22 protein-coding genes, 1 tRNA gene and 1 other RNA gene are annotated in these 24,676 nt (G+C 55.4%); 10 read left to right on the forward strand and 14 right to left on the reverse strand.

The genetic code is table 11. The features are described from left to right. Window positions 1–438 precede the first annotated feature (438 nt). Together ACK4IR_RS06105 and ACK4IR_RS06110 are read left to right on the forward strand one after the other, a co-directional pair. Window positions 439–726: a Mo-dependent nitrogenase C-terminal domain-containing protein gene (locus ACK4IR_RS06105; RefSeq protein ID WP_409873389.1), complete on the forward strand. Its 288-nt coding sequence runs from the start codon at window positions 439–441 to the stop codon at window positions 724–726. Between the two features lie 18 nt (window positions 727–744). Continuing rightward, a complete protein-coding gene (locus tag ACK4IR_RS06110) occupies window positions 745–1,458 on the forward strand; it encodes a ComF family protein (RefSeq protein WP_409873390.1) in 714 nt (237 codons plus the stop codon). On the opposite strand, the gene cobS is transcribed toward ACK4IR_RS06110, so the two are convergent. The 6 genes from cobS to ACK4IR_RS06140 all read right to left on the reverse strand — a co-directional run bounded on the left by cobS (window position 1,389) and on the right by ACK4IR_RS06140 (window position 10,650). Next, the gene (gene cobS / locus ACK4IR_RS06115; RefSeq protein WP_409873392.1) at window positions 1,389–2,120 is read right to left on the reverse strand and encodes an adenosylcobinamide-GDP ribazoletransferase; all 732 of its coding nucleotides are present in this window, start codon (window positions 2,118–2,120) and stop codon (window positions 1,389–1,391) included. The genes ACK4IR_RS06110 and cobS overlap by 70 nt on opposite strands. After that, the gene (locus ACK4IR_RS06120) at window positions 2,117–3,664 is read right to left on the reverse strand and encodes a M16 family metallopeptidase (RefSeq protein WP_409873394.1); all 1,548 of its coding nucleotides are present in this window, start codon (window positions 3,662–3,664) and stop codon (window positions 2,117–2,119) included. Before ACK4IR_RS06120 ends, cobS begins: the two co-directional genes overlap by 4 nt. Continuing rightward, entirely contained in the window at window positions 3,633–6,470 is a 2,838-nt protein-coding gene (gene polA / locus ACK4IR_RS06125) for a DNA polymerase I (RefSeq protein ID WP_409873396.1), read from the reverse strand. Before polA ends, ACK4IR_RS06120 begins: the two co-directional genes overlap by 32 nt. Window positions 6,471–6,558: 88 nt before the next feature. Then, on the reverse strand, window positions 6,559–9,648 hold the full coding sequence (locus ACK4IR_RS06130; protein WP_409873398.1) for an FHA domain-containing protein: 3,090 nt from the start codon (window positions 9,646–9,648) through the stop codon (window positions 6,559–6,561). Between the two features lie 100 nt (window positions 9,649–9,748). After that, window positions 9,749–9,982: a hypothetical protein gene (locus tag ACK4IR_RS06135; protein WP_409873400.1), complete on the reverse strand. Its 234-nt coding sequence runs from the start codon at window positions 9,980–9,982 to the stop codon at window positions 9,749–9,751. Continuing rightward, window positions 9,979–10,650 carry a PHP domain-containing protein gene (locus tag ACK4IR_RS06140; RefSeq protein WP_409873401.1) on the reverse strand — a complete coding sequence of 224 codons (672 nt, stop codon included), beginning with the start codon at window positions 10,648–10,650 and terminating at the stop codon, window positions 9,979–9,981. Before ACK4IR_RS06140 ends, ACK4IR_RS06135 begins: the two co-directional genes overlap by 4 nt. A 120-nt stretch (window positions 10,651–10,770) precedes the next feature. On the opposite strand from ACK4IR_RS06140, the gene ffs reads away from it, so the two are divergent. The 4 genes from ffs (at window position 10,771) to nadA (ending at window position 14,162) form a co-directional block, all read left to right on the forward strand. Next, an RNA gene (gene ffs, locus ACK4IR_RS06145) (signal recognition particle sRNA small type) lies at window positions 10,771–10,867 on the forward strand. Between the two features lie 24 nt (window positions 10,868–10,891). After that, window positions 10,892–11,536, forward strand: coding sequence for a bifunctional phosphoribosyl-AMP cyclohydrolase/phosphoribosyl-ATP diphosphatase HisIE (gene hisIE / locus ACK4IR_RS06150; RefSeq protein WP_409873403.1), 645 nt, complete (start codon window positions 10,892–10,894; stop codon window positions 11,534–11,536). Window positions 11,537–11,633: 97 nt separating this feature from the next. After that, window positions 11,634–13,130, forward strand: a complete 1,497-nt coding sequence (gene crtD, locus ACK4IR_RS06155; protein WP_409873405.1) for a C-3',4' desaturase CrtD — start codon at window positions 11,634–11,636, stop codon at window positions 13,128–13,130. Window positions 13,131–13,202: 72 nt separating this feature from the next. Beyond that, window positions 13,203–14,162, forward strand: coding sequence for a quinolinate synthase NadA (nadA, locus tag ACK4IR_RS06160; protein ID WP_409873407.1), 960 nt, complete (start codon window positions 13,203–13,205; stop codon window positions 14,160–14,162). Window positions 14,163–14,166: 4 nt separating this feature from the next. Here the strand turns inward: nadA and ACK4IR_RS06165 are convergent, their stop codons facing one another. The 6 genes from ACK4IR_RS06165 to ACK4IR_RS06190 all read right to left on the reverse strand — a co-directional run bounded on the left by ACK4IR_RS06165 (window position 14,167) and on the right by ACK4IR_RS06190 (window position 20,881). Further along, window positions 14,167–15,054, reverse strand: a complete 888-nt coding sequence (locus ACK4IR_RS06165; protein WP_409873409.1) for a hypothetical protein — start codon at window positions 15,052–15,054, stop codon at window positions 14,167–14,169. A gap of 10 nt (window positions 15,055–15,064) precedes the next feature. Further along, window positions 15,065–15,571: a hypothetical protein gene (locus tag ACK4IR_RS06170; protein WP_409873410.1), complete on the reverse strand. Its 507-nt coding sequence runs from the start codon at window positions 15,569–15,571 to the stop codon at window positions 15,065–15,067. A 26-nt stretch (window positions 15,572–15,597) separates the two neighbouring features. Beyond that, on the reverse strand, window positions 15,598–16,311 hold the full coding sequence (locus ACK4IR_RS06175) for a lipoate--protein ligase family protein (RefSeq protein WP_409873412.1): 714 nt from the start codon (window positions 16,309–16,311) through the stop codon (window positions 15,598–15,600). Further along, on the reverse strand, window positions 16,311–18,968 hold the full coding sequence (gene adhE / locus ACK4IR_RS06180; RefSeq protein WP_409873414.1) for a bifunctional acetaldehyde-CoA/alcohol dehydrogenase: 2,658 nt from the start codon (window positions 18,966–18,968) through the stop codon (window positions 16,311–16,313). The genes ACK4IR_RS06175 and adhE overlap by 1 nt, the downstream gene beginning before the upstream one ends. Before the next feature lie 48 nt (window positions 18,969–19,016). Beyond that, window positions 19,017–19,766, reverse strand: coding sequence for a pyruvate formate-lyase-activating protein (gene pflA / locus ACK4IR_RS06185; protein WP_409873415.1), 750 nt, complete (start codon window positions 19,764–19,766; stop codon window positions 19,017–19,019). Between the two features lie 452 nt (window positions 19,767–20,218). Next, window positions 20,219–20,881: a lysophospholipid acyltransferase family protein gene (locus ACK4IR_RS06190; RefSeq protein WP_409873417.1), complete on the reverse strand. Its 663-nt coding sequence runs from the start codon at window positions 20,879–20,881 to the stop codon at window positions 20,219–20,221. 72 nt (window positions 20,882–20,953) lie between these two features. Here ACK4IR_RS06190 and ACK4IR_RS06195 point away from each other — a divergent pair, with 72 nt between their 5' ends. Beyond that, window positions 20,954–22,897 carry an ABC transporter ATP-binding protein/permease gene (locus tag ACK4IR_RS06195; protein ID WP_409873419.1) on the forward strand — a complete coding sequence of 648 codons (1,944 nt, stop codon included), beginning with the start codon at window positions 20,954–20,956 and terminating at the stop codon, window positions 22,895–22,897. Between the two features lie 75 nt (window positions 22,898–22,972). On the opposite strand, the gene ACK4IR_RS06200 is transcribed toward ACK4IR_RS06195, so the two are convergent. After that, window positions 22,973–23,137 (reverse strand): hypothetical protein, encoded by a 165-nt coding sequence (locus ACK4IR_RS06200; RefSeq protein ID WP_409873420.1) that lies wholly within the window; start codon window positions 23,135–23,137, stop codon window positions 22,973–22,975. A 161-nt stretch (window positions 23,138–23,298) separates the two neighbouring features. Between ACK4IR_RS06200 and ACK4IR_RS06205 the strand changes: the two genes are divergently transcribed. After that, a complete protein-coding gene (locus ACK4IR_RS06205; RefSeq protein WP_409873421.1) occupies window positions 23,299–23,748 on the forward strand; it encodes a fasciclin domain-containing protein in 450 nt (149 codons plus the stop codon). Window positions 23,749–23,752: 4 nt separating this feature from the next. Here ACK4IR_RS06205 and ACK4IR_RS06210 read toward each other — a convergent pair whose 3' ends face one another. Then, on the reverse strand, window positions 23,753–23,992 hold the full coding sequence (locus ACK4IR_RS06210; RefSeq protein ID WP_409873422.1) for a hypothetical protein: 240 nt from the start codon (window positions 23,990–23,992) through the stop codon (window positions 23,753–23,755). A gap of 118 nt (window positions 23,993–24,110) precedes the next feature. Between ACK4IR_RS06210 and queF the strand changes: the two genes are divergently transcribed. After that, a complete protein-coding gene (queF, locus tag ACK4IR_RS06215) occupies window positions 24,111–24,509 on the forward strand; it encodes a preQ(1) synthase (protein ID WP_409873424.1) in 399 nt (132 codons plus the stop codon). Window positions 24,510–24,528: 19 nt separating this feature from the next. Continuing rightward, window positions 24,529–24,600, forward strand: a tRNA-Gly gene (locus ACK4IR_RS06220). Window positions 24,601–24,676: the final 76 nt, after the last annotated feature.

The raw sequence follows: 24,676 nt of genomic DNA on the forward strand, positions 1-24,676 counted from the left end.
TATTGTTTGAGGTCGAGATCATGATTCTGCCTCTCTCTGGAATTCCAAGGCTACATTTACCAAGCACCTACCAAGGGCTGCGCTGTTTGTGAGGGCAACTTTTCGGAAAACCCCATCGTCAAGTTCAGTGGAAGTCACTAGAATAAGGATGGATACAAGATCATCATTTAATTCAACAATGTATCCACTACTACTAAATCTCTCTGAAGTAAGGAGATAGTCTATCGTGATGCGATTTTCATTGAGATTTCTCTGGGATATCGCGCCTCGCTAAGGGCGATTCAAAGTAAATCAGGATGACTTTTTCCTATAAAATGCAGCGATAAATTTACCCTTCTTAGGATATTGTTTTAACGGATTGAAATTGCCTTCTTAAGTAAGGCGAAGAAGGAGGTTTCTCGCTGCCAACTTCAATCATTGAGTTGAGGTGTTGAGTTGATGACGATTTTTGCGTTGGGGCAACGTCTGCTCCGCACAATTCTGTGGCCGGTTCGGCAATGGCTACAGCATCTGGAAGTGCACGATCGCCAGCTTGCCCATCGTCTATGCCGCTTGATCCCCGCCCAGTGTCCCTTTGAACGTGATATTGTGGTTGCCAAATGGCATATCCACATTCCGCCTCTGTGCCACCTGAATCCCCTTTATGAGGAGCTGATGCTATTGCGCTATCGCGCCCTCTGCTACTTGGTGGATGAGTGCCATGAGGATATTAGTGCCTACTGTTAGGATTTAGGGGGTGCGCTGGTGTGGCGATCGCTCGCCTCCTTGCTCTTTCAACAGCCCTGTCCCTGTTGTGGTCGGAAGACTTCCCAAGTGATCTGTGGGGATTGTCAACGACGTTTAAGGTCATGGGAAGTCCGCCAACGCCAACGCTACTGGCGAGGGAGTCTCCCCCTGTTTCCTTGGGGATACTATCAGCAAGACCTGAAGCGGGCGATCGCCACCATGAAATACAACAACCACCCCGAACTAGGTGATCTCTTTGGCCAATGGCTCGCCCGCAGTTGGTTAGAAGCCAAGATGGCGCAGCACCTCCCTTTGCAGGTTGTGCCCATTCCCCTGCATCGCGAGAAATTAAAACGCCGGGGCTTCAATCAAGCGGCGCGTATTGCCGAGGGGTTTTGTCGTGCTCTTGAAGTGCCCTTTGCTCCTGAGGGATTAATCCGACAACGCCCTACCCAGTCTATGTTTCAGCTTTCACTCACAGAACGTCAAGCCAATCTTGAAAATGCCTTTCGCCTTGGGCAGGGTCTCCAACGACAGCGCTGGCTCCTCCTATGTGATGACATCTATACGACGGGGACAACGGCATGCAGCGCCGCTGGCGTATTACGGGAGGCGGGATACAAGGTGTTGGGGATCATCACCGTGGCCGTGGGCATTCCTGATCAACTTGCCGATTCCGTCGTGAAGGCAACCAGCATCAAGGCTTCCGTCCACTCGACAACTGCTCCGTAGGTATCCCCCGTGTGTCCCCCCAACTGCTGTTGCAACCATGCGGGGATCAAGAGGATCAGGAGCAATCCAAAAAGGAACTGCCCTAGGGAGACAGGTAGCAGGAAAATAAGTAGTAACACCAGCAAACCGCTTGGCCAAAAATCGCGGGGAAAGCAACCACTAGCCTTGTGAATTTGACCCGTCCCTTGGGGTTTCAAATAGGGATAGCGGGCGATCGCCCACACTTGAGCAAGGCGCCCCAGCACCAATACCCACACCAGAGCACTGTTTCTTTCTAGGCCGCTGAGGGCTGTCGCCTTCAAGAGCAAAATTATTATCGCCGCCATGACGCCAAAAGCCCCCACTCGGCTATCCGCCATCACCTCAAGGCGCCGCCGGGGATCTTGGACCGCTAAGCCATCAGCAGTGTCCATGGCACCATCCAAGTGCAATCCCCCCGTTAAGCCTAGCCACAGAGCCACAACTCCAACACCGGCCACGAGGGGTGGAACGCGCAAAAATTGCAGCACCCCCTGTGCTCCCCAGAGCATTCCCCCCAACAACAGCCCTACCCAAGGACACCACTTGGCTGCTCCCGCCAACTGCATCGGCCAACGAGGGGGAAGGGGCAAGCAGGTATAGAAGGCGATCGCCCCCAGCCATTCCTGCCACAGGGTCTTCATGGGCGAGTTTGAATTTGCGCCACCGTGCGCTGTTGGGGTTGCAGCAAGCGAGCCACCCGCTGGATATCGCTAGGAGTCATGTCGTCAATTGCTTCCAAACGGGCAAAGAGTTGCTGCCAGCCGCCCCCTTTGACGGCATACTCTGCCAACAGTTTGGCCATGCCCTCATTAGACATCAGGTTTTGCAGCAACTCCATCCGCAGTTGAGTTTTCACCCGCTCTAGTTCTGCTGCGGTTACAGGCGTGGTTTGCAGTGCCTTGAGTTCTTGGGCAATGCCGGCGGCAAGGGCAGCCGTTGTTTGACCCGGTGCCGGCGCCCCATAGATGAGAAAGCGATTGGGGTATTTATTGCCGGGGAAGCCGACGGAAGCTTGAACATTGAGGGCAACTTTTTGCTCAAGAACAAGAGAACGGTAGAGACGGGAGGTGCGACCGCCACTGAGGATACGTGCCAAAATTTCATAGGTGAGATAGGTGGGATCCTTGAGAGGGGGGCAGGCATAGGCCTCGATATAAAGGGGTTGGCTGGCCAATTTGAGGGTAATCTGCCGAGGTTCCGTTTGGGGCCGCTCCGCGGGAATGACCGTACTCTTGCCCGCCCCCTTGGAATAGCGACCAAAATAAACCCTGGCTAATTTCTTAACCTGTTGGGGATCGATGTCCCCCACCAGCACCATTGTCATTTTGTCGGGGGTGTAATACTCGCGAAAGAAGCGTTCCACATCGGCGCGGCGCGGGTTTTGAATATCCTCACGGTAGCCAATCACAGGTCGGCGGTAGGGATGCTGGCGAAAGGTGGTGGCCAAAAAGGCCTCAAAAAGTTGACCCGTGGGAGAATTTTCCGTGCGCAGTCGTCGCTCCTCAAGGATCACTTCTTTTTCTTGATAGAAATCGCGAAAGACGGGTTCCAAAAAGCGTTCCGACTCTAGGGACATCCACAGTTCCAATTTGTTCGCAGGAAAACTGTAAAAGTAACGGGTGGCATCGGCAGAGGTGGTTGCATTGAGACCCACGCCCCCGGCTTGTTGGACAATTTGGCCATATTGATTGCGAATCACGTAGCGATCGGCGGCCTGCTGCACAGCGGCAAATTCGGTGATCAATGCCTGACGTTGCCGCTCATCGGTGGTGGCTTGCAGTTGCTCAAAAAGGCGATCCAGTTGGGCAAGTTTCTCTTTTTCAGCGGCATAATCCGTCGTCCCAATGCGGCGGGTACCCTTAAAGGCCAAGTGTTCCAGATAGTGGGCCACCCCCGTTTGGCCTTCGGGTTCATCCACGCCCCCCACATCCACATAGGTGAGAAATGACACAATCGGCGCTTGGTGTTGCTCCATCACAATAAAGTGCATCCCATTGTCAAGATAAAATTCACTAATTTGATCCATGGCACGGTCAATGTAGGGGCGAATCGTTTCGGCATCCGCCGGCCAGCAGAGGACGATCGCCCCCCAAAAAAGGCAGAGGAGGATTTGCCAGAAATGAACTTGCCAGTGGCGTTGCTGCATCAAACCGCTAGTTGGCCTCCAGCCAGTTGGCAGCAGCATAAATGTCCACCGCAAGGGGCACACTCAAGGGCACGGCTGTACTCATCGCTTCGGGAATGGTGGTTTGCAGTTGTTCCCATGCCTCAGGGGTCATTTCCAAGACCAATTCATCGTGAACTTGCAACAGCAGATGAACCTGATTTTGCGGCAACAGGGGAGCCAGTTTGACCATGGCACACTTGATAATATCGGCACTGGAGCCTTGAATGGGCGCATTGGCTGCCGCCCGCAAGAGGCCGCGCTCATAATTGCTCATCTTTAGTTTACTGGGATCCACATCGGCTAGGGCTTCCAAAGGCTTGCCCCGCAGGGCTTGCAGTTCGGGACTCTCAAAGGCAAAGTAGCGCCGCCGCCCCAAAATGGTTTCCACATAGCCTTGGCTGAGGGCAAGCCGCTCCATTTGGCGCAGATAGTCAAAGACCCGCGGATAGCGATTGTAAAACCGTTGAATAAACCCTTTGGCATCGGCCACACTCACCCCCGCCTCGCGGGCAAACCGCTGCGCTCCCATGCCGTAAATGACGCCAAAGTTAATAATCTTCCCCAGGCGCCGCTCAGTAGGACTAATATCTGTTTTTTCCAAGAGAAACTGCGCCGTGAGACGATGCACATCTTCCCCTTTGTGATAGGCCTCTAGGAGGGCAGGTTCTTGACTTAAATGGGCAAGGATGCGCAGCTCAATTTGCGAGTAATCGGCTGCCACCATCAACCAACCTGCCTCCGGAATAAAGGCGCGGCGGATTTGGCGGCTAAATTCGGTGCGAATGGGGATATTTTGCAGATTGGGATTGGAGGAGGAAAGACGCCCGGTGGCCGTCACGGCTTGGTTAAAGTCGGTGTGGATCCGACCGGTGTCCGCCCGAACCAGTGTCGGTAGCACGTCCACATAGGTGGATTTCAGCTTGGCAAGGGTGCGATGGCTCAAAATGAGATCAATCACCGGATGATCGCCCCGCAGTTTTTCGAGGGTGGCAGCGTCGGTAGAATAGCCCAGTTTCGTTTTATGGGTCTTTTTGGTATCCAGTCCCAGCTTGCCGAAGAGCAGTTCACTCAGCTGCTTGGGGGAGGCCAAGTTAAAGGGTTGCCCCACCACGTCCCATGCCTGTTGTTGTAATTGAGCCAATTGCCGGTTCAGCGCTTGGGAGAGTTGTTGCAGATAGTCCCTGTCAATGCGGATGCCGGTGGCTTCCATTTCCGCCAGAATCGGTTCGAGGGGCAGTTCCACCTCTCGGAGCAGTTGCCGCAGGCGGGGGGTCAGCTCGGCTTCTAGTTTCTCCTTGAGCAGATAGGTGGTGTGGACATCAAGGCCACAGTATTGAGCCACCGTGGCGGGCGGTAAATCGGCCAGGGTTTGGTTTTTGCCGACCAGACGATCGTAACTTTGCGCTTGCAGGGGCAAATAGCGCCGGCACAGATCCGGGAGGTTGTGGCCGGCTTCGGGGTTAATGACATAGCTGGCCAGCATTGTGTCAAACACCACGCCCCGCAATTGGATTCCCTGAAAGCGCAACACCAAGCGGTCGAATTTGGCATTCTGGAACACTTTGGGGTAGCGATCGCCCTCCAGAATCGGTCGCAAAGCGGCGAGGGTCTCTTTTAGGGGCAGGTTCTGACCCCCTTTGTGCCCCAAGGGCAGATAGGCCACCTGATCGGGCGCTGTGCCCCAACAACAGCCCAAGCCCACCAAGGCGGCATCGCGGGGGTTCAAGGCCGTGGTTTCCGTGTCCCATGCCACCGGATGATTGACATCCGTACAGGTTTCTAACTGCCCGATCAGCCATTGCAGTTGCGCTGGGGTTTCAATGAGGTGCACATTCAAAGGATCAGGCGTCTCCGTCGGTGCAAAAAACCAAGTGTCGTCTGCATCCGTCTCCAAAGCGGGTAGCCTCCCCCCCAAGCGCAGGTGCCAGTCCCGGAGGGGTTGCCTGAGGGCACGAAACTCCAACCGATCCAAGAGCTGATCCAACGTCGGCCAGTCAAAGGGACGCAGATGCAGTTCTTCTAGGGAGAGTTCCAAGGGCACATCGAGAACAATTTGAGCCAGCGTGCGGGAATGGCGGGCGTCAGTCTCCCCTTGGATCAGCTTTGTTCTCAGGCTGGGGGGCGTAATCTCGTTGATGTGGGCGTAAATGTCCTCCAAGGTGGGATATTGACGCAGTAACTGCACAGCGGTCTTGGGGCCAATGCCCTTGATCCCCGGAATACGATCGCTGGCATCGCCACAGAGGGCTTTATAGTCCACGAGTTGCTCTGGCCACACCCCCATTTTTTCCTTGACCTTGAGGGCATCAAAGGCCTCCAGACCCTGCTTGCGCTGGCCAAGTGTATTCCCCAGATACAAGACCTGGCCTTGACCTTGGCGATCAATCAACTGAAAAAGGTCGCGATCGCCGGTCACAATCGAAACCCGCCATCCTTGGGAACGCAGGCGATGGCTCACGGTACCGATCACATCATCCGCTTCATAGCCGGCCTGACTCAGCAAGGGCAGACGTAGTGCCCGCAGTACCGCCTGCAGATTGGCAATATCGGTAATAAAGTCCTCTGGGGTTTCCGCCCGCCCCGCCTTGTAGTTTTCATCAGCGGTGTGGCGAAATGTCGGCTCCCCCAAATCAAAGGCGATCGCTACATGATCCGCCTGCTGCTGATCCAAAATTTCCAGCAGCGTTTTGAGAAAGCCAAAACACACGCTGGTGGGAATCCCCGTGGAGGTGCGCAAGCCCCCCTCCCGTCCTTTACTAAAGGCGTAGTAGGCCCGAAAGGCTAAGGAATGGCCATCTATGAGCAAAAGATGAGGAGACGGCATGGGCGCAGACAGAGGAAACGGCAAGAGATAACTTTTCCATTATTCAAAAAATTCGGTCTAAAACCCCACCCCGGAAAATGGCGCTATGTCAGCGGCCAAAATCACGGCGTTTTTGGCAGAAGGGCAAAGCCACTAGCATGGCCAAGATAAGAACGCTTTGATCACGCCAATGGCGTTGTACATCCACAGTAAACATATAGCCTTGATCTCGCTGGAAGCGGCTGATAGTGCCTTGGGCTTCATTGATGGCACGACTGCGCTGGCGATTCCACTCGGAGTATTTCACTTGCCACTCATCCATAGCCTCCTGATAGGCTTGCAGCCGTTGGAGATAGTCTTGGAGCGCTGCGGGATCGTTGGGAGGATCGCCCGGAGATTCTGGTCGTGGCGGGGCGGGTTCATCCACTGCCGGGACATACTTGGAGCGGATACCAGGGAAGTTGCAGGTCTTGAATAAACCTGGCCCATAGCAGAGACAAAAATCCCGCTGCATCTCCTCGGTCATTTTTTCCCGTTCTGCCTCTGGCTCCCGCCAACAGGGGTCATTGGCAATGTCATCCCCCATGCCCGTGAGCTTCACCATCGCCTCAAAGGGCCACTTTATCACCGTCAAATGGTTAATTATCTGCCCCGGCAACCCAAAGGAGGACACAGGCTGAATACCACCACTAAAGATAATTTGCGGCACTAAAAACATCAGCACCAGCAGGGGCACAATGTTTTGGCTAGGGGCAAAGGCAGACACTAAAAGTCCCATCGCCATACCGCCAAAAATGGCAAGGGCAAGGGTGATGTACATGGCAAACGTGACACCCCAATCCCCCGGTAAATTGACCGCTAACTTGGTGACTGCGAGGTAGGTGGCCGCTTGGTAAAGGGCAAGCCCAAGGGCGATCGCCACCTTGGAGCCGAGATAGGGCAACAGCCGCAGGCCAATCATCCGCTCCCGCCGATACACCTCCACCTCCTTGACCAATTCCCGCATGGTGGTCATGGCGCCAATCATCACCGCAATCAGACTGGTGACAAACAGCATCGTTAGGGCTTGACCGGCATTCCCCGTTTCTGGATCAAAGAGGTGCCGCTGCCAAGAGACAAAACTCAGACTCCCCAAGAGGGGGGCAATTAAAAGAGTCAACAGCAGGTTACTGCGATCTTGGCCAAGAATCGTGAGATTGCGGCGGGTGAGAATGAGAAATTGCTGCCAAGGGGAGATTTTAGATTTGGGTTCGCTGCTGCGACGGGATTTACCTTGGACGCGACGTTGACTTTCATCAGGCATGTGAGCCAACACCTGCTGTCGCCCGACCACGTATTCTTGATAGAGGCGCGATCGCCGGTAGGCCTCCTCTAGTTCTGCCGGGGTGGGGGCATTAGGATTCTTTTCTTTATCCAAGGCACGGTAGATGCCAGAAAAATCCTCGAGTTTGATGCCACTAAAGCGATCGCCAAACGTGGCGCGGAAATAGGGCAACAGTTGATTCGGCGGACCAAAGTAGGCGAGTCGGCCGCCCTCCGCTAGATAGATCACCAGATCACACTCACGGATATTTTGGGTGGCGTGGGTAATGATGAGAATGGTTCGCCCCTGATCCGCCAACTGCCGCAGCAAAAACATCATGTCGGCTTCGGTGCCCGGATCCAAGCCGGAGGTAGCCTCATCCAGAAAGAAAAGACTCGGCTGGGTGAGCAATTCGGCACCGATACACACTCGCCGCTGCTGACCCCCACTCAGACGGCAAATTGGTACATCACGCCGATGGTTGAGTCCCAATTCTGTCAACACCTCTGTCACCCGCCGTTGGCGTTCTGCGGGGGTTGTATCGGGGGGCATGCGGAGTTTGGCAGCGTAGTCTAAGGCTTGGGCAACCGTCAGCTCCTCATGGATGATGTTTTTCTGGGGCACATAGCCGAGTTGGGCTTGAAAGGCCTGATAGTTGCGGTAGAAATTTGTGCCGTTCACCAATACGGTGCCCGTTGTGGCCGGTCGCAGTCCATTGAGGGCATCAAGGAGTGTTGATTTGCCACTGCCACTAGGCCCTAGGATGGCCACAAACTCCTTGGGCAGGATGGATAGGGAAATGTTGTGGAGAATTTGGGTTCCCTTGCCCACCACCTTGTTGAGGTTGATGGCATCAAGGCGCATGTGACCCGATTCGGCATATTGGGTCAGTGTTTCATCTACATTCAGGACAAGGCGATCGCTACAAATGCGGATCGTGTCTCCCACCCGCAGTAGTGTCGGTTCCTCGACCTCACGGCCATTGACAAACGTGCCATTGCTAGACCCCAGATCCGTGAGCAGGAAATCTCCATTGCGGCGCTCAATCCTAGCATGATGACGCGATACTGTTGGATGCTCAATCACTAGGTCATTGTTTGGATCGCGGCCAATGGTGAAGGTGTTGTATCCCACCAGGGAAATTGTCTTCACGGGGACGGTGGGTGCGGCATCTGCCTCCGGTATGGCGAGTACCGTTGCCGTGCTGGTCAAACGCAACTCCGTCGCTGGGCTAAAGACAACGGCATGGCGCTCTGTATCAATGCGATCGAGCAACTCCTGACCGACATAGGTAAGCGTGACAAATTCCGTCAGGGCATAACTCTCACCGATTCCCAACTGCACATTCATTGCGGGTTGCGGGTCACTGAGATCCACCACCTGCAAATGCTGATCCGCAAAGCGTAATTTTAAGTGGCAGGGCAAGAGTTCAGGGGTATCCACCACCACATCGCAGGCGGGATGGGTTCCCAACAGCGTCGTTTGCTCCTGTAGCCCCCAGCGTTGTCGCCATGTTTTGGTGCGCACTTCAATCACAGGGACTTCGGTGTCTTTGCTGACCTCAGTGGCACGGGGTTGATAGTCGTGGTACTGCCAGACAAGGCGAAAGCGCACAGCAGAATTCCCCAACGTAATCAGATCGCCATCTTCGAGGGGAATGGGGGTATGGGGTACCACGGGTTGGCCATTGAGATGGGTGCCTGCTTTACTGCCAAGATCCACTAGGTGAACTTGCCCTTCTTGCCACTCAAAGAAGGCGTGGTAGCGGGAGACGAAAATATCATTGAGGACAATGTCATTATCAGGGGCACGGCCAATTTTCAGTCCCCTAGCGGGTAACTGGATGCCCTGCTCACTGACGGATTTGACCAGTTCTAACCACGCTGCTTGAGTCATGAGGTTGGCGCAAAAGGGGCTTGATGCCAGTCAGTTTACTGGATTCTTGGCGATCTGACAAAATACACCCCCTAAGTAATGTTGCGTCAGAGACTTGTCCTTATCTTGAGTATTGCAAGGAGGGCAGATAACTCGCCACTTGTGACCAGAGAAACTGCGCTTGCTCCCAGAGGCGACCGGGGCCAATCCCGAAAAAGAGTTGCAACAGGAAAACAATGAGGGCAATTTTCATCGCCGTACCGACTGTGATCTTGAGAACCGTAATCAGCCAGCGGAGCACTAACCCACTAATGGCGATCGCCCCTAGGGTGATCAGAATTTCAGTTCCTGTCATCGGCGCACCAGAATGTCTTGGCCATGGGTATCAGTCCCGCAGGTCTCAAGAAGCTGGTGTTCAAGCGCCAACCTGTGAACCAAAGCGGTGGTTTCCGGGGTGCACTCCCATGGGTCGGGATTGCCGTAGCAGTAATAGGTTTCCACCCCATCAATTCCCCGTGCCGCCGCAGCAGGAATCAATTGTTCGGCAGGGAGACGGTAGCGCGCCGGATGGGCCAAAATCGCCAAGCCCCCCGCCTCATGGAGGGTCGCAATCACCCGTTCTGCCTGTGCCAACTCCCCTTCCGGAGCACTTCCTGTTGCATAGGGATGGAGGATCGGGTCATGGGGGTCAAAGCCGTAGCCGAGGATGTGGACTTCGGTGTCGAGCAGCTGAGCCGTAATTTCAATGCCGCTATACACTTGGGGGCGATCGCTCCCCGGATAGGCCTCAACATAGGTGCGGGCTTGGAAATATCCCTCGAGGGCGTGGTGATCAGTAATGGCAAAGCCCTTAAGGCCGTGGATCATCGCCTGCTGGGCAACCTGCTGCGGTGTCAATTGGCCATCGGACCAAATCGTATGCAGGTGAAAGTTATAGCGATAGGGGCAACTGGTTGCCGTCAGCGTCCGAAAGAGACCGCGGAGTGTCTCCGCCTGCGTCACCGTCAGGGCAGCAAGGGTCATAGGCATTACCAAATCTTACGCTGCTACCTCTTTAATATAAACTTTCTTTAAGAAACTGGGGATAACAATTCCTAATAGGGCAATTTATGCGGCTCGATGGCCTGTGCTAAGATAAAATCTGGCTCGGAATCATGCGATCACAACGCCCAAACCTTGTCAGGTCCGGAAGGAAGCAGCAATACGGGATGCTTGTGATAGGCGTGATCTCCGGGCTTCTGTTTATGGAACGCCTGAGCAGCCTATGGCTACCCCCGCCCTCAATCTCCCCCTTGATCAGATCCGTTACGACGAACGCGGCCTAGTGCCGGCAATTGTCCAAGATTACTTGGACGGCACGGTGCTGATGATGGCATGGATGAACCGAGAATCGCTCCAGAAAACCCTTGAGACCGGGCGCACGTGGTTTTGGAGTCGGTCGCGGCAGGAATTGTGGCCGAAGGGAGAGACCTCCGGTCATGTCCAGTGGGTAAAAAGTATTCGCTACGACTGCGACAGCGATGCCCTGCTCCTGAGCGTTGAACAGGTGGGCAATGTTGCCTGCCACACGGGGGAGCGCAGTTGTTTTCACCGCCATGGCGCCAACGGGGAACGGATTGAGTCCCCACCCGCCGATACCCTTTCGCAGATATATGAGGTGATTTGTCAACGGCAGCAGATGCCCCAACCGGCATCCTATACCTGTCGCCTCTTGGCCGCGGGGGACAACGAGATTCTCAAAAAGCTGGGGGAAGAGACGGCAGAGGTGGTGATGGCCTGCAAAGATAATGATCCGGAGGCGATCGCCGGCGAGGTTGCCGATTTGTTTTATCACACCTTAGTGGCCCTTGCTTACCACGGTGTCTCCCTGCGGCAGGTGTATGAACAGCTTCAGCTGCGGCGGCGTTAGCAGGTTTCTAGAACAAGGATTACTACTGTAACAGGTTTGTAATGCTTCGTTAAAAATTATTACACTGGGGGTAACCCTATCCCCTCGAGGTCGAAGCATGACCAAGCGTGTTGTCGTCATTGGTGGCGGCATTGGCGGTTTAACCACCGCAGCCCTGCTGGCGCGGCGAGGCTATTGCGTTCAGTTGTTTGAGCAGGCAGCTCAGCTGGGGGGCTGTGCCTCAACGTTTCGGCGGCGGGGATTCACCTTTGATGTCGGGGCAACCCAAGTGGCGGGTCTTGAGCCGGGAGGCATTCACGCCGAAATTTTCGCCGAACTGGAGATGCCTCTACCGCCCGCCACTCCCTGCGATCCTGCCTGTGCCGTCTATCTGCCGGGGGAAACGACGCCCATCAATGTTTGGCGCGATCGCGATCGCTGGCAACGGGAACGTCAACGCCACTTTCCCCACAGCGAGCGATTTTGGCAAGGCCTCGAACACCTCTTTGCTATTAGTTGGCGATTTCAGCAGCGACAGCCGATTTTGCCGCCCCGCAACGGTTTTGATCTGTGGCAACTGCTCCAAGCCCTGCGGCCGGAGACGCTCCTCACGGTGCCCTTTAGTGTGATGACGGTAACCGATTGGATGCATCTCTGTGGGGTGGGGGGCGATCGCCGGCTGCGGCAATTTCTCGATTTGCAACTCAAGCTCTACTCCCAAGTGGATGCCGCTGAAACGGCCCTGCTCTATGCCGCCACCGCCCTCTGTCTCTCCCAAGCCCCCCATGGCCTTTACCATCTCCACGGCAGTATGCAGGTTCTCAGTGAGCGGCTGGCCACCGCCCTGCAGCGGGATGGGGGGCAAATCTACACCCGTCATCTGGTGCGGCGTATTGAAGTCGAGCAAGGGCAGGCTGTTGCCGTCCAGGTGGAAAACCTGAAAACAAAAACCCTTCAGCGGGTTGAAGCGGATCACATTGTGGCCAACGTTCCTGCCCAAAACCTGCCCCACCTCCTTGGCGAGGCCCTTCCCCTTGGCTATGCCCGCCGCCTGAAAACGTTGCCCCCCGCCTCCGGTGCCTTTGTGATTTACCTTGGCGTGAAAGAGGCCGCCATTCCCGCCGCCTGTCCGCCCCACCTGCAGTTTCTCTATGACCCTGAAGGACCCCTGGGCGAAAATAACTCCCTGTTTGTCTCGGTGAGTCAGCCGGCGGATGGACGTGCCCCTAGGGGATATCGCACCCTGATTGCCTCTAGCTTTACTGAACCGAATTTCTGGCGTCAGCCCGACTTAGACTATGCCGCCACCAAGGCGCAATACACCCAAACGGCGCTGGAGCGTCTAGGCCAATTCTTCGATCTGCGGCCTGAGCACATTGTCCACTGGGAAGCGGCAACCCCCCGCACCTTCTGGCGCTATACGGCGCGGATTGACGGCATTGTGGGGGGCATTGGGCAACGCCTGAGTACCTTTGGCCCCTTTGGCTTGGCAACCCGCACCCCGATTCCTCGCCTGTGGTTAGTGGGGGATTCGGTGCATCCCGGTGAAGGAACCGCCGGCGTCAGCTACGCTGCCCGTGCCCTGGTGCAACAATTGCTGGCCGAGGCTGCCTAGGGGATTCCTTTTTGGTAAAAATCACTATAATAGAGAGACCCCTCAGCCATTGCCAAAGGAACCTAACGACCTGTGTTTGCAACCCTTGCTGCCCCTCAACCGTCGCTGCCGTTGGATTTAATTGCGGCCATCCAAGACCTGAAGCGGGAACTGAATGCCGTGATTCTTGCCCACTACTACCAAGACCCCGCGATTCAGGATGTGGCCGACTACATTGGGGATTCCCTTGGGTTGTCGCAGCAGGCGGCACGGACGGAGGCCGAGGTGATTGTGTTTGCCGGCGTCCACTTCATGGCGGAAACGGCCAAGATTCTAAATCCCGATAAGCTGGTGCTGCTGCCGGATTTGGCGGCGGGTTGTTCCTTGGCCGACAGTTGCCCGGCGGAGGCCTTTGCGGCGTTTAAGGCGCAGTATCCTGACCATTGGGTGATTTCCTACATTAACTGCTCTGCCGAAGTTAAGGCCTTGAGCGACATTATTTGCACCAGTTCCAATGCCGTGAAAATTGTGCGGCAGGTGCCGGCGGATCAACCGATTATTTTTGCGCCCGATCGCAACCTAGGCCGTTATGTCATGGCCCAAACCGGGCGGCAGATGGTGCTGTGGGAGGGCAGTTGCATTGTCCATGAAACCTTCTCAGAGCGACGCATCCTCGAACTGAAGGCCGCCTACCCCACCGCCGAGGTGATTGCCCACCCTGAGTGCGAAGAAGCTGTGCTTCGCCACGCCGACTTTATCGGCTCCACAACTGCCTTGCTCAACTATGCTGTGACCTCAAAGGCCAGTACCTTTATTGTGGTGACGGAGCCGGGGATTCTCCACCAGATGCAGCGGCGCACCCCAGAGAAAACCTTTATCCCTGCCCCCCCTCAGGATCAAACCTGTAATTGTAATGAGTGCCCCTTTATGCGCTTGAACACCTTGGAGAAACTTTACCTGTGTATGCGCGATCGCCGGCCCCAGATTGAGGTACCTGAGGAAGTACGTCAAGCGGCTCTGAAACCGATTCAACGGATGCTGGAGCTGTCTTAACCCCTCAGATCTCCGCCACTGCTCGCTCAATGAGGCGGCGGGCAAGGGTTTGAACGCCCGTATGGTAGTAGTAGTTGGTGCTCATATCCAAAAAGGCGCCCAAGTAGTCCAGGTTATCCTTGGAGAGTTCAATAAAGCTTTGCAGACGATTGATCACCTTTTGCGGCGTTAGCTCGTGGCGGCTGACAAATTGGCTCATCCACCCCTGGACAGCATTAAAACTTTGGACAATAAAGCCCAATTGACTGCTGCGATCGCCCCCCGGCACGACACTGTCAATTGCGCGGAACGTGGGGTTTTCCTGTAGATCCTGAGGTTGCAAGCTTTGCAGTGTACCTAAGCATTTGAGGAGAAAGTCTGGCCCCAAAGGAATCAGACCATCAAAGCAGATAAGGGCGGCCATGCGCATTAGGGACTCGCCACCGTAGTCGGCAAGGGCGCGCAGGAAGTCGCCGAGGCTGTCACCGGGAAGGCCGTTGATTTGACAGAAGGCAAGAATTTCCACAATCAGCTTAATGCTGAGGTCAATGGCCTGCGCCCGCTCCGGCTTCGGTGTCATTCTATCCAAAAAGCCGAGGAAGGAGATCTTCTCCCCCACCTTGTTGGCAAGGGCAGCCGCCCCGAGGAGAGCATCGGTGTTGTCCACCGTTTGATAGAGCCACAGTGCCCGTTGGTAGCCTTGGGATTTGTCATTAAAAAGCCGCACGGCGCGATCGCCAATTTGGCGAATCAAGGCAGGATCCGTTTCCCCCGTCACATGGCGAATCATGTTATCGAAACCAACGATATTTTGCCACCGGCCGGGAATGAGAAAGTCCAAAGACTTGAGGGCCATGACGGTGATGCCCCCGCTGGGGAGTTGATCGACGATTTTGTAGATAGGCTCGCTCACGGTGGTCTCCTTAAGGGGCAAGTTGGGCTAAACCCGCCAGATCAAATTTTTCAATCCATGCCCTGCGATCGCCGGCGGTAAAACTGGGATCGCGGGAGAGGACTTTGACTTGGTAGCGGTTGGCCACCAGAATTGCCGTTTGCGTTGTCCCGATCTCCACCGCCGGATAGCCGGCAATCTGCATCGTACTGTTTTGGAACTTAGCAGCGGCCTCAGGGGTGCTAATCGTATCGCTAATGGCCAGCATGGCCAATTCTTTGCCATCTTTTTTCAGCTTGGCCTCGGCAAAGCCCTTTTTCTCTTGAACGTAGATGCGCTCAAAGCCATTCCCCTGCGGCGGAAAGAAGCGATTGAATTCACTGCCTTGGGTGGCCTCGCGACTTACTGCCGCTGGCGCATTGCGCTGGCTGCTTTCCTGTTGCACCTGCTCATAGGGAGAGGGCGGCGGCGGGGCGCAACCGCTCATGAGAAGCATAAGAGCTAAAACAAGGGCAGTGAGCCGGCGTGCCATGGGCATCCCCCAAACAATAAGCCGATCATAGCCTAGGCAGGGCAGCCACAGGTCGAGTTCGACATTGTGTTAATCTCTTGCCACTCGCGATCGCTCAAGGGTTCTGGGGTTAGTTTCACCTGCCACTGCGCCTCAAAGGCATCCAAAAGAGCCGTTTGCACCACCTCCAGAGGGGGAAGGGACTGCCGATGGGGCACACTGCCAAAGACCTGCTGCCAGAGATCGGGGTCAGGGGTAAGGACAATCGAACCCTGCTGAAGGACGCGATCGCCCCGCCAGGCTTGGGCACTGCCGATGACTTTCTCGCCGCTCGGCAAAACCAAGTCGGCCACCGTTGCCTGCGCAAAGCAATTGAGGGGGGCATTGGCAGGATAAGGTGCCTGTCCCAACCGAAGCGGCCACCCTAGGCGCTCAAACCCCCCCCTCAGGAATTGACACAGATGGGCATAGACCTGCCGTCGCCGCTGCCCCAATCCCCACACCACTAGGCTGTAGGTGAGATCTCCCTGGTGCAACACTGCTCGTCCCCCCGTGGGTCGCTGCACCCGTTCGAGGGGTTGCCCTTGCCAGTGGAGGTGTTGCCAGTGCTCAGGAATGTCCCGTTGACCGTAGCCAAGGGAAATAGCAGGCGGTGACCACGTGTAAAACCGCAGACAGGGGCGATCGCTAGACTGCCACAACCAGCGATCCACCGCCATTTGCACCCTCCCCGGCGCGGCCAAGGGGGGAAGATAGCGCCACCTCATCAACTTAAAGTTGCTGCCGCCGGATGGTAGGCTGCCGCATCCCGCCGACACCCCATATAGGCCAGAATATACAACTCCTTCAGGTCTTGGATCAGGGGATAGCGCGGATTTGCCCCCGTGCACTGATCGTCAAAGGCCAGTTCCGCCATGCTCTCCACCTGTTCATAAAAAGCCTGATCCTCACTGTTGAGGGCTTCCTTAATGGTGGCCGGGATGTCTAACTGCGCCTTGAGATCCTCGATTGCCGCAATCAGGCGCTCCACTTTTTCCTCTGGGGTACTGCCGCCCAACCCAAGAAAGTCGGCAATTTGGGCATAGCGTTCCTTGGCCTGGGGATACTTGTACTGCGGGAAAATTGCCTGTTTCAGGGGCGCATCCGTGGCGTTATAGCGAATCACATGGCAAATCATCAGCGCATTGGCCAGACCATGGGGCAGATGGAAGGTGGAGCCGAGTTTGTGGGCCAAGGAGTGGCAGATGCCCAAGAAGGCATTGGCAAAGGCCATCCCTGCAATAGTTGCGGCATAGTGGACTTTTTCGCGCGCCTCCGGATCGGCAGCTCCCCAGCGATAGGCACGGGGCAGATAGGTAAAGAGCAGTTTGATCGCCTCGAGGGCCAGTCCTTCCGTAAATTCGGTGGCCAGCACGGAAACGTAGGCTTCTAGCGCATGGGTCAGGGCATCAATGCCGCCGTAGGCCGTCAGTTTCTTGGGCATGTGCCGCACCAAGTCGGGATCCACAATTGCCATCGTGGGGGTGAGGGCATAGTCTGCCAAGGGGTATTTAATCCCGACGCGATCGTCGGTGACCACGGCAAAGGGCGTCACTTCTGAACCCGTCCCCGAGGTGGTGGGAATTGCCACCAGAATGGCTTTTTGACCCAAGGGGGGCAATTGATAGACCCGCTTGCGAATATCCATAAAACGCATGGCCAAGCCATCAAACTCCACCTCTGGATGCTCGTACAATAGCCACATCACCTTGGCCGCATCCATGGGTGAGCCGCCCCCCACGGCAATGATCACATCGGGCTGATAGTTGCGCAGTAGCTCAAGGCCTCGGTTCACCGTACTCAGCGTCGGATCCGGCTCCACCTCATGGAAAATATCGTGCTTGATCCCCAGCTCTTCGAGGGTACGCACCACCGGCTCGGTGACCCCCAACTCAAACAGCGGTCGATCGGTGACAAGAAAGGCGCGTTTTTTTCCTTCTAACTCCCGCAGGGCAACGGGCAGGCAGCCGGGTTTGAAGTAAATTTTCGGCGGCACGCGGAACCAGAGCATATTTTCGCGGCGATCGCTCACCGTTTTGATATTCAGCAGATGGTGCGGGCCGACGTTTTCCGAGGTGATGTTGCCGCCCCAGGTTCCACACCCCAACGTCAGCGACGGATCCAACTTGAAGTTGTACAGATCCCCGATCGCCCCTTGGGAAGACGGCGTATTAATCAGAACCCGCGCCGTTTGCATGCGGTACTTGAAATAGGCAATATCGTCGTGATTGCGGGGATCGGTGTAGAGCACCGAAGTATGCCCCCTGCCACCAAAATTGACAACCTGAGCGGCAATTTCTACGCCCTTGTGAAATTGGGGGGCACGGTACAGCGCCAGCACCGGACAGAGCTTTTCATAGGAAAAGGGTTCTGCCGGGCCGACTTCGCTCACCTCCCCAATGAGAACCCGCGTTTCCGGCGGCACTTGGACATTGGCCATTTCCGCAATGGTGGCTGCCGATTGCCCCACAATGGCAGGATTCAGCCGCCCCTCGGTCACAAGGAGTTCTGCCACCCGCTGCCGTTCTTCCGGGGAGAGAATGTAGCCCCCCCGCCGTTGAAACTCGGCTTTGACGGCGTCGTAGATCTCATCCACAACAATCACCGCCTGCTCCGAGGCACAGATCATGCCGTTGTCAAAGGCCTTACTGAGGAGAATCGAACTCACCGCCGTGGGAATGTCGGCCGTGGCATCAATGAGCACGGGGGTATTGCCCGCCCCCACCCCGATCGCCGGATGGCCGGAGGAATAGGCGGCCTTCACCATGCCCGACCCGCCCGTGGCCAAGATCAGCTTGATCTGCGGGTGCCGCATCAGGGCTTGGGAAAGTTCAAGGGTCGGCTCATCAATCCAGCCGATAATATCGGGGGGCGCGCCGGCGGCGACGGCTGCCTCCAACACCACCTTGGCCGCTGCCACCGTACAACCCTTAGCCCGCGGGTGGGGCGAGAAGATAATGCCATTGCGGGTTTTTAGGGCAATCAATGCCTTAAAGAGGGTTGTCGAAGTGGGGTTCGTAACCGGCACCACCCCGGCAATAATCCCCACGGGTTCGGCAATTTTTTGGATGCCGAAAATGGGATCATCCTCAATCACACCGCAGGTTTTTTCGTTTTTGTACTTGTTGTAGATATATTCCGAGGCAAAGTGATTTTTAATAGCTTTATCTTCGACAACCCCCATTCCCGTTTCTGCCACCGCGTGTTTGGCAAGGGGAATCCGCGCTTGGTTGGCCGCCATGGCCGCTTGGTGGAAAATGTGATCCACTTGCTCTTGGGTAAACTGAGCATAGCGACTTTGTGCCCTTTGGACACGCTCAATCAGGGCCTCGAGATCGGCAAGGGTTTGAACCGCTGGGTAACTGGTTAGGGTTTGCGCACTCATGGGCAACTCCTTATAGGCTTTTTAAGCTGGCTTCAATTAATTAATGGGCTATTGAACGTTGAGATCATATTCACGGAAAAGGGCGATCGCCCGCCGGACATCTTCGGGACTTGCCGCCGGCGTATCAAAAAGTTCATAGGGCAAGCCTAACTGCCGCCATTTGTATTCCCCCATTTTGTGAAAGGGCAACACCTCCACCTTCTCCACATTGCTAAGACCCGCCACAAATTGCGCCAAGCCTCGAATATTTTCGGGATCATCCGTCAGCCCCGGCACCAAGACAAAGCGGATCCACGTGGGTTTGTGGATCTCATCCAAGTACTTGGCCAATTCCAAGGTTGGCGTGATGGCGACCCCCGTCACCCGCCGATAGGTCTCCGGCAAAAAGGACTTGATGTCCAATAGAACCAGATCCGTTGCCGCCACAACCGGCTTGGCCACCTCCAAGATCACATAGCCCGAGGTATCCAAGGCGGTATGCAAGCCCAAGTCATGGCAACGCTCAAAAATTTCCCGCACGAATTCCGGCTGCATGAGGGGTTCGCCGCCACTGACCGTTACGCCCCCTTGGCGCAGATAAGACCGGTAGCGCTGAATATCGGCAATCAGTTCCTCCACCGTTACGAGCTTGCCCTGATGGGGTTCACGGCAGTCGGGATTGTGGCAGTACAGACAGCGCAGCGGACATCCTTGGGTAAAAATCACATAGCGAATGCCGGGGCCATCCACGGTGCCACAGGTCTCCACGGAGTGAATGTAACCTGTCACCTGTTGTTTTTGGGGAAGGGTGGAAACCATGATTGCAACCTCGGTGACAATGGATCGCGGTTGTTTTTATGGGGCTGAAGAGAGCCTCCTTCGTCATTCGCCAAGGTTTTAACCAATTTGAAGAAGCCTCTTCCTTGACTGTCATGCCTGTTGAACGGTTTTTGCCATCTTGCCTACGGCCTTCTTTTTAGAAAAGGGAAGACCTCTAACCTTTCACTCTTTGAAGTAGCTTCACTCCTAATACCAAGCAGCGCGTGATCCTGAAGCTTCATCCAACTCTAATTTCAGCATAGACGCTCTCGAACGATTCTGACAGCTTCTTAATTAACTTTTAGGATTGGCGGCGGTTTCTCAACGTTTCCTAAATGAAAAGTTTTGATGGGTGCCCCTATTGGGGGAGCGGAATGATTGCGGTTTTTCATGACCGAGGCAATCTTGCCCTAGGATTCCCTTCACCGAGACCCGTGGTCGGAGGGGGTCTGCTAGCCTTGGGATGCCACACATTTGCGGGCCTCAAGGACGGCTGCGTGCAAGGCCGTTTCCAGTTGCCGGGTCAATTCCTGAGCCTGTTGTTTAAGGTTGCCTTCCCGTTTAGCAGGTGTCCACAGGGGTGCTCCAATCCAAAGGGCGACTTGGGCACGAAACTGGGGCTGCGGCTCGTAGGCAATGCCCACCGGAAAAATCGGCAGCGGGCGATCGGCCTGTAAGACCAAGCGAGCCAGCCCCGGCTTGAGGGGACGCACCACTTGATCGCGGACAATCCCCCCTTCGGGAAAGATCACCAAGGGCTGACCCGCCTTGAGGATCTCCAGTGCATGGCGCAAACTACTCGGTTGAGGCCGATGCAGGTTCACGGCAAAGGCACCCAAGCGACGAATAAACCAGCCCTGCACCCCCCCGAACTCGATGGCATTGGTCATAAAGCGCAACGGATAGGGCCACACGAGGGGCAACAGCACCGGATCCCAGCGGCTATAGTGCTTAGGCGCTAGGACAAATCCCCCCTCCTTCGGCAATTGCTCTCGCCCCACAACCGTGATCTGCGCAAAATAGAGGGGGAGAAACAGGTGGTAAATCGGCCACAGTCCCCAGTAGAGCCACGGGGCAATGCGTGAGGTGGTGGGTGCCGCTTTGGTCTGGTGCATTCCTCTTTCTCCGAAGCTACCCCACTACAATAGTAGGCTTGTAGTCCCTTGCTCCTCCTGAGGAATCAGCCGATGTCGCAGCCGACCCATCGCTTTGATGTCCGTGTTTGGGGGCAGTTTTTGCAAATTGCCCAACCCTATTTCTTTCCCCGCGATCGCCGGGGCAGCAGCGTGATCTTTATTCTGCTGCTTTTTCTGGTCATTGCCCTTATGTTCGGCTTTCTCTTTGGCCTGACGGCGGCAGTCACCTTTGGCCTCAATGCCCTTGCCCCCGACCTGATGGGACAGATTGCCGGCGGTCTGATGGCAATGATTCAATCCCTGTGGGCACAGCCTCTCAGCCGCAGTCTCCTTCTGGGCACCGTAATCGTTCCGCTAGGGGTCTTTGGGCTACTCCGACACCCCTTGCGCCCTCGGTGGCAAGCGTGGGCACTGTTGGCCTTGCTTTTGATGCTTTCTTTATCTGTGAGCGGCCTCAACGTGATTATCAGCTTTGTGGGGCGTTTCTTCCAGACGGCGCTAGCAGAAAAAAATCCCGAAACCTACTGGCGATTCCTCTGGGTCTATGCCGGGGTGTTTGTGGTGGGAACCCCCATTGTCGTCATTTATCGCTATGTGCGCGAATATCTAGGACTGCGCTGGCGAGATTGGCTTACCCGTCATTTTTTGGATCGCTACTTCCAGAATCGCGCCTACTACACCATTGAGAACCAAGGGGAGATTGATAACCCCGACCAACGGATTGCCGAAGATGTGCGCTCCTTTACGCAAACGTCGCTGCAATTTTTGCTCATCATTCTCGGGGAAATTATTGACCTCATTGCCTTCAGTGGCATTCTCTGGAGTATTTCCCGAAGCCTGACCTTGACCCTTGTCGGCTATGCCGCCGTCGGTACCCTCCTGACCGTCCTGATTGGTCAACGCTTAATTTGGCTGAATTTTAATCAACTGCGACGGGAAGCGGATTTTCGTTATGGCCTTGTCCATGTGCGGGATAATGCCGAATCCATTGCCTTTTACCGCGGTGAAGGCCAAGAGGCGGTGCAGGTGCGTCAACGCTTTCTGGAGGTTCTGCGCAACTTTAACCTGTTGATCGGCTGGCAGCGCAATTTGGAATTTTTCACCACCGCCTATAACTACTTTGTGGTGATTGTGCCGGCGGCGGTGGTTGCTCCTCGCTACTTTGCCGGTGAAATTGACTTTGGGGCAATCAGTCAAGCCAGCTTTGCCTTTTCTCAAGTGCTGGGGGCACTCTCGATTATTGTGAACCAGTTTACGAACCTCACGGGCTTCATTGCCGGAATTGAGCGTTTGGCCGAGTTTGATGAGGCGCTGACCCGTCTCCCTGTCCCACCCCGGTCGCACATTGAACTGGTGGAGAAGCCCTACATTGCCCTAGAACATGTGAGCGTAGAGACGCCGAATTTGGCACGGCGGCTGGTAGAAGATGTCACCTTTGCCCTTGAGGCGGGAGAAAGTGTGGTGATTATGGGACCGAGTGGGGTCGGCAAAAGTTCACTCCTGCGGGCGATCGCCGGCCTCTGGCAAAGCGGCAGTGGTCGCATTATTCGTCCCCCCATAGAGGAAGTGCTTTTTTTGCCCCAACGCCCCTACATGGTACTGGGCACCCTGCGCACCCAACTTCTCTATCCCGGTGGCGATCGCCAGACGCCGGACGATGTCCTGTTGCACGCTCTTGATGAGGTCAACTTGGCCCATTTGCCGGATCGGGTGGGGGGGCTGGATGTGGAGTTGGCCTGGGATGATGTGCTGTCCCTTGGGGAGCAGCAGCGGCTGGCGATCGCCCGCCTCCTATTGAATCGCCGTCCCTACGCCATGTTGGATGAGGCCACCAGTGCCCTAGACTTAGCCAATGAAAAACGGGTCTACGAGCATATTCGGCGCATCACCCGCAACTACATTAGCGTGGGGCACCGGGAGAGCCTGCGGCAGTACCACAATTACGTTTTAGAACTCAAGGGCGATCGCCAATGGCAGTTTTATGCCCTCGGTTAGCCATAGTGGCCAACTGTTTGGAGAATCCTGTCCATCTCGGCAGGCGGCCAGAGCCTGAGGGGTTTGACCAGGGCGTTAGGGAAAGACGGCACTTTCTGCCCGCGCCTCAATGGGGTTCGGCGAGTAAGAGCATCCCGCCGCAGGAGGTGGGGCGATCGCTGCTTGGGCAATGGCTTTTTGCTCCAAAGGGGAAAACCGTTTTTTCTGAGGGGGTGTGGGATTAAGGGAGGCGATTGCCATAATTAAATTTCCCTATCTGGCCGACACCGGCAATCCCTAGCGCCTAGGACAGGGGTTGAGTATGCTGGTTCTAGAGGTTTTATAGTCCCTATCCTATTGAGGAAGGGGGCGATCGCTGACCCTTGGTGGGCATTCTCATTGCAGTTTTGGGGCGTGCTTTTATGGCAACCATTGTTGATATGGCAGTAAATACTCCCGGCTTTTCTACCTTGGTGACCGCGGTGAAGGTGGCCAATCTGGTGGAAGCCCTGCAATCACCGGGACCTTTTACGGTCTTTGCCCCCAATGATGATGCCTTTGCCAAGCTGCCCGAGGGCACCATTACCTCCCTTGTGCAAAACCCTCCCCAACTGGCACGGATTCTCAAGTACCATGTGGTTGCCGGTGCCTACAAGGCCGCCGATCTCAAAAAGATGGGGATTGTCACCTCCCTCGAAAGCTCCACCATTCCTATTCATGGCGACAATCCCTTAGAGGTTAAAAACGCCACGGTTCTTGCTGCTGATATTGAGGCAGAGAACGGGATCATCCACGTCATTGACACCGTGATCCTGATGGGATTGAATCCAGCCCACTCCTTTCAAGGCACCGACGTTCCTTACAAAGTCTAGGGCGTTAGCGGATTTCCCGCACCAAAAACCCTTGGCGAATTTTCTCCTCCACAAGCTGGCGGTACAGCTCTAGCTCTTCATAGGTGACTTTGCCATCGGCCCTCATCTGATCCTTGATTTGCGCCATTTCCTCAGCAGTCAATACCCCATCGGCGATCGCTCGCTCTAGGAGGTGCTTCAGTTGGGCTAGTTGAGCTTTATCGGCCTCTGAGAGAGGGACTCCATTGGGTTGATACCGTTCCATAGCCATCTCAACACCCTTCCCCTATTCTCCCCCGAGGGCATCGGTACCGAGAGCGGAGGAACTTAAATCTTGATAAAGTTGAGGAAGAATGTCCCCCTAAGCCTGTTGGAAGCAAACAATGCAACGCTCCGAAATGAAGTACGGCGAACGTGCCATTCAGGAAGGCCAACTGATTACGTTTCCCAATCCGCGTCCCGGTCGGCAATACACCATTGACATTACCTTGCCCGAATTTACCTGTAAGTGTCCCTTTTCCGGCTATCCCGACTTTGCCACGCTTTACGTTAGCTATATTCCCCATGAGAAGGTGGTGGAACTGAAAGCCATTAAGCTGTACATCAACAGTTATCGCGATCGCTACATTTCCCACGAAGAAGCTGTCAATCAAGTTCTCGATGATCTTGTGGCCGCCTGTGATCCCCTCTATATGAAAATCAAAGGGGACTTTGCCCCCCGTGGCAATGTGCATACCGTCATTACAGTCGAACATCATCGCCAATCGGACAGTTCGTGCTAGAATAATAGACTGCAAGACTGCGGACGTAATTCAGTGGTAGAATGTCAGCTTCCCAAGCTGAACGTCGTGGGTTCGAGTCCCATCGTCCGCTCTCAATGCCTTCCATGCGTTTCACCCTTTGTGACTGCTAGGATGGAAGTTACCCTTAATTTTCAATTTTTCAGTAA

Origin of the sequence: Thermosynechococcus sp. (assembly GCF_046299635.1) — a bacterium.
In the GTDB taxonomy this organism is placed as follows: domain Bacteria; phylum Cyanobacteriota; class Cyanobacteriia; order Thermosynechococcales; family Thermosynechococcaceae; genus Thermosynechococcus.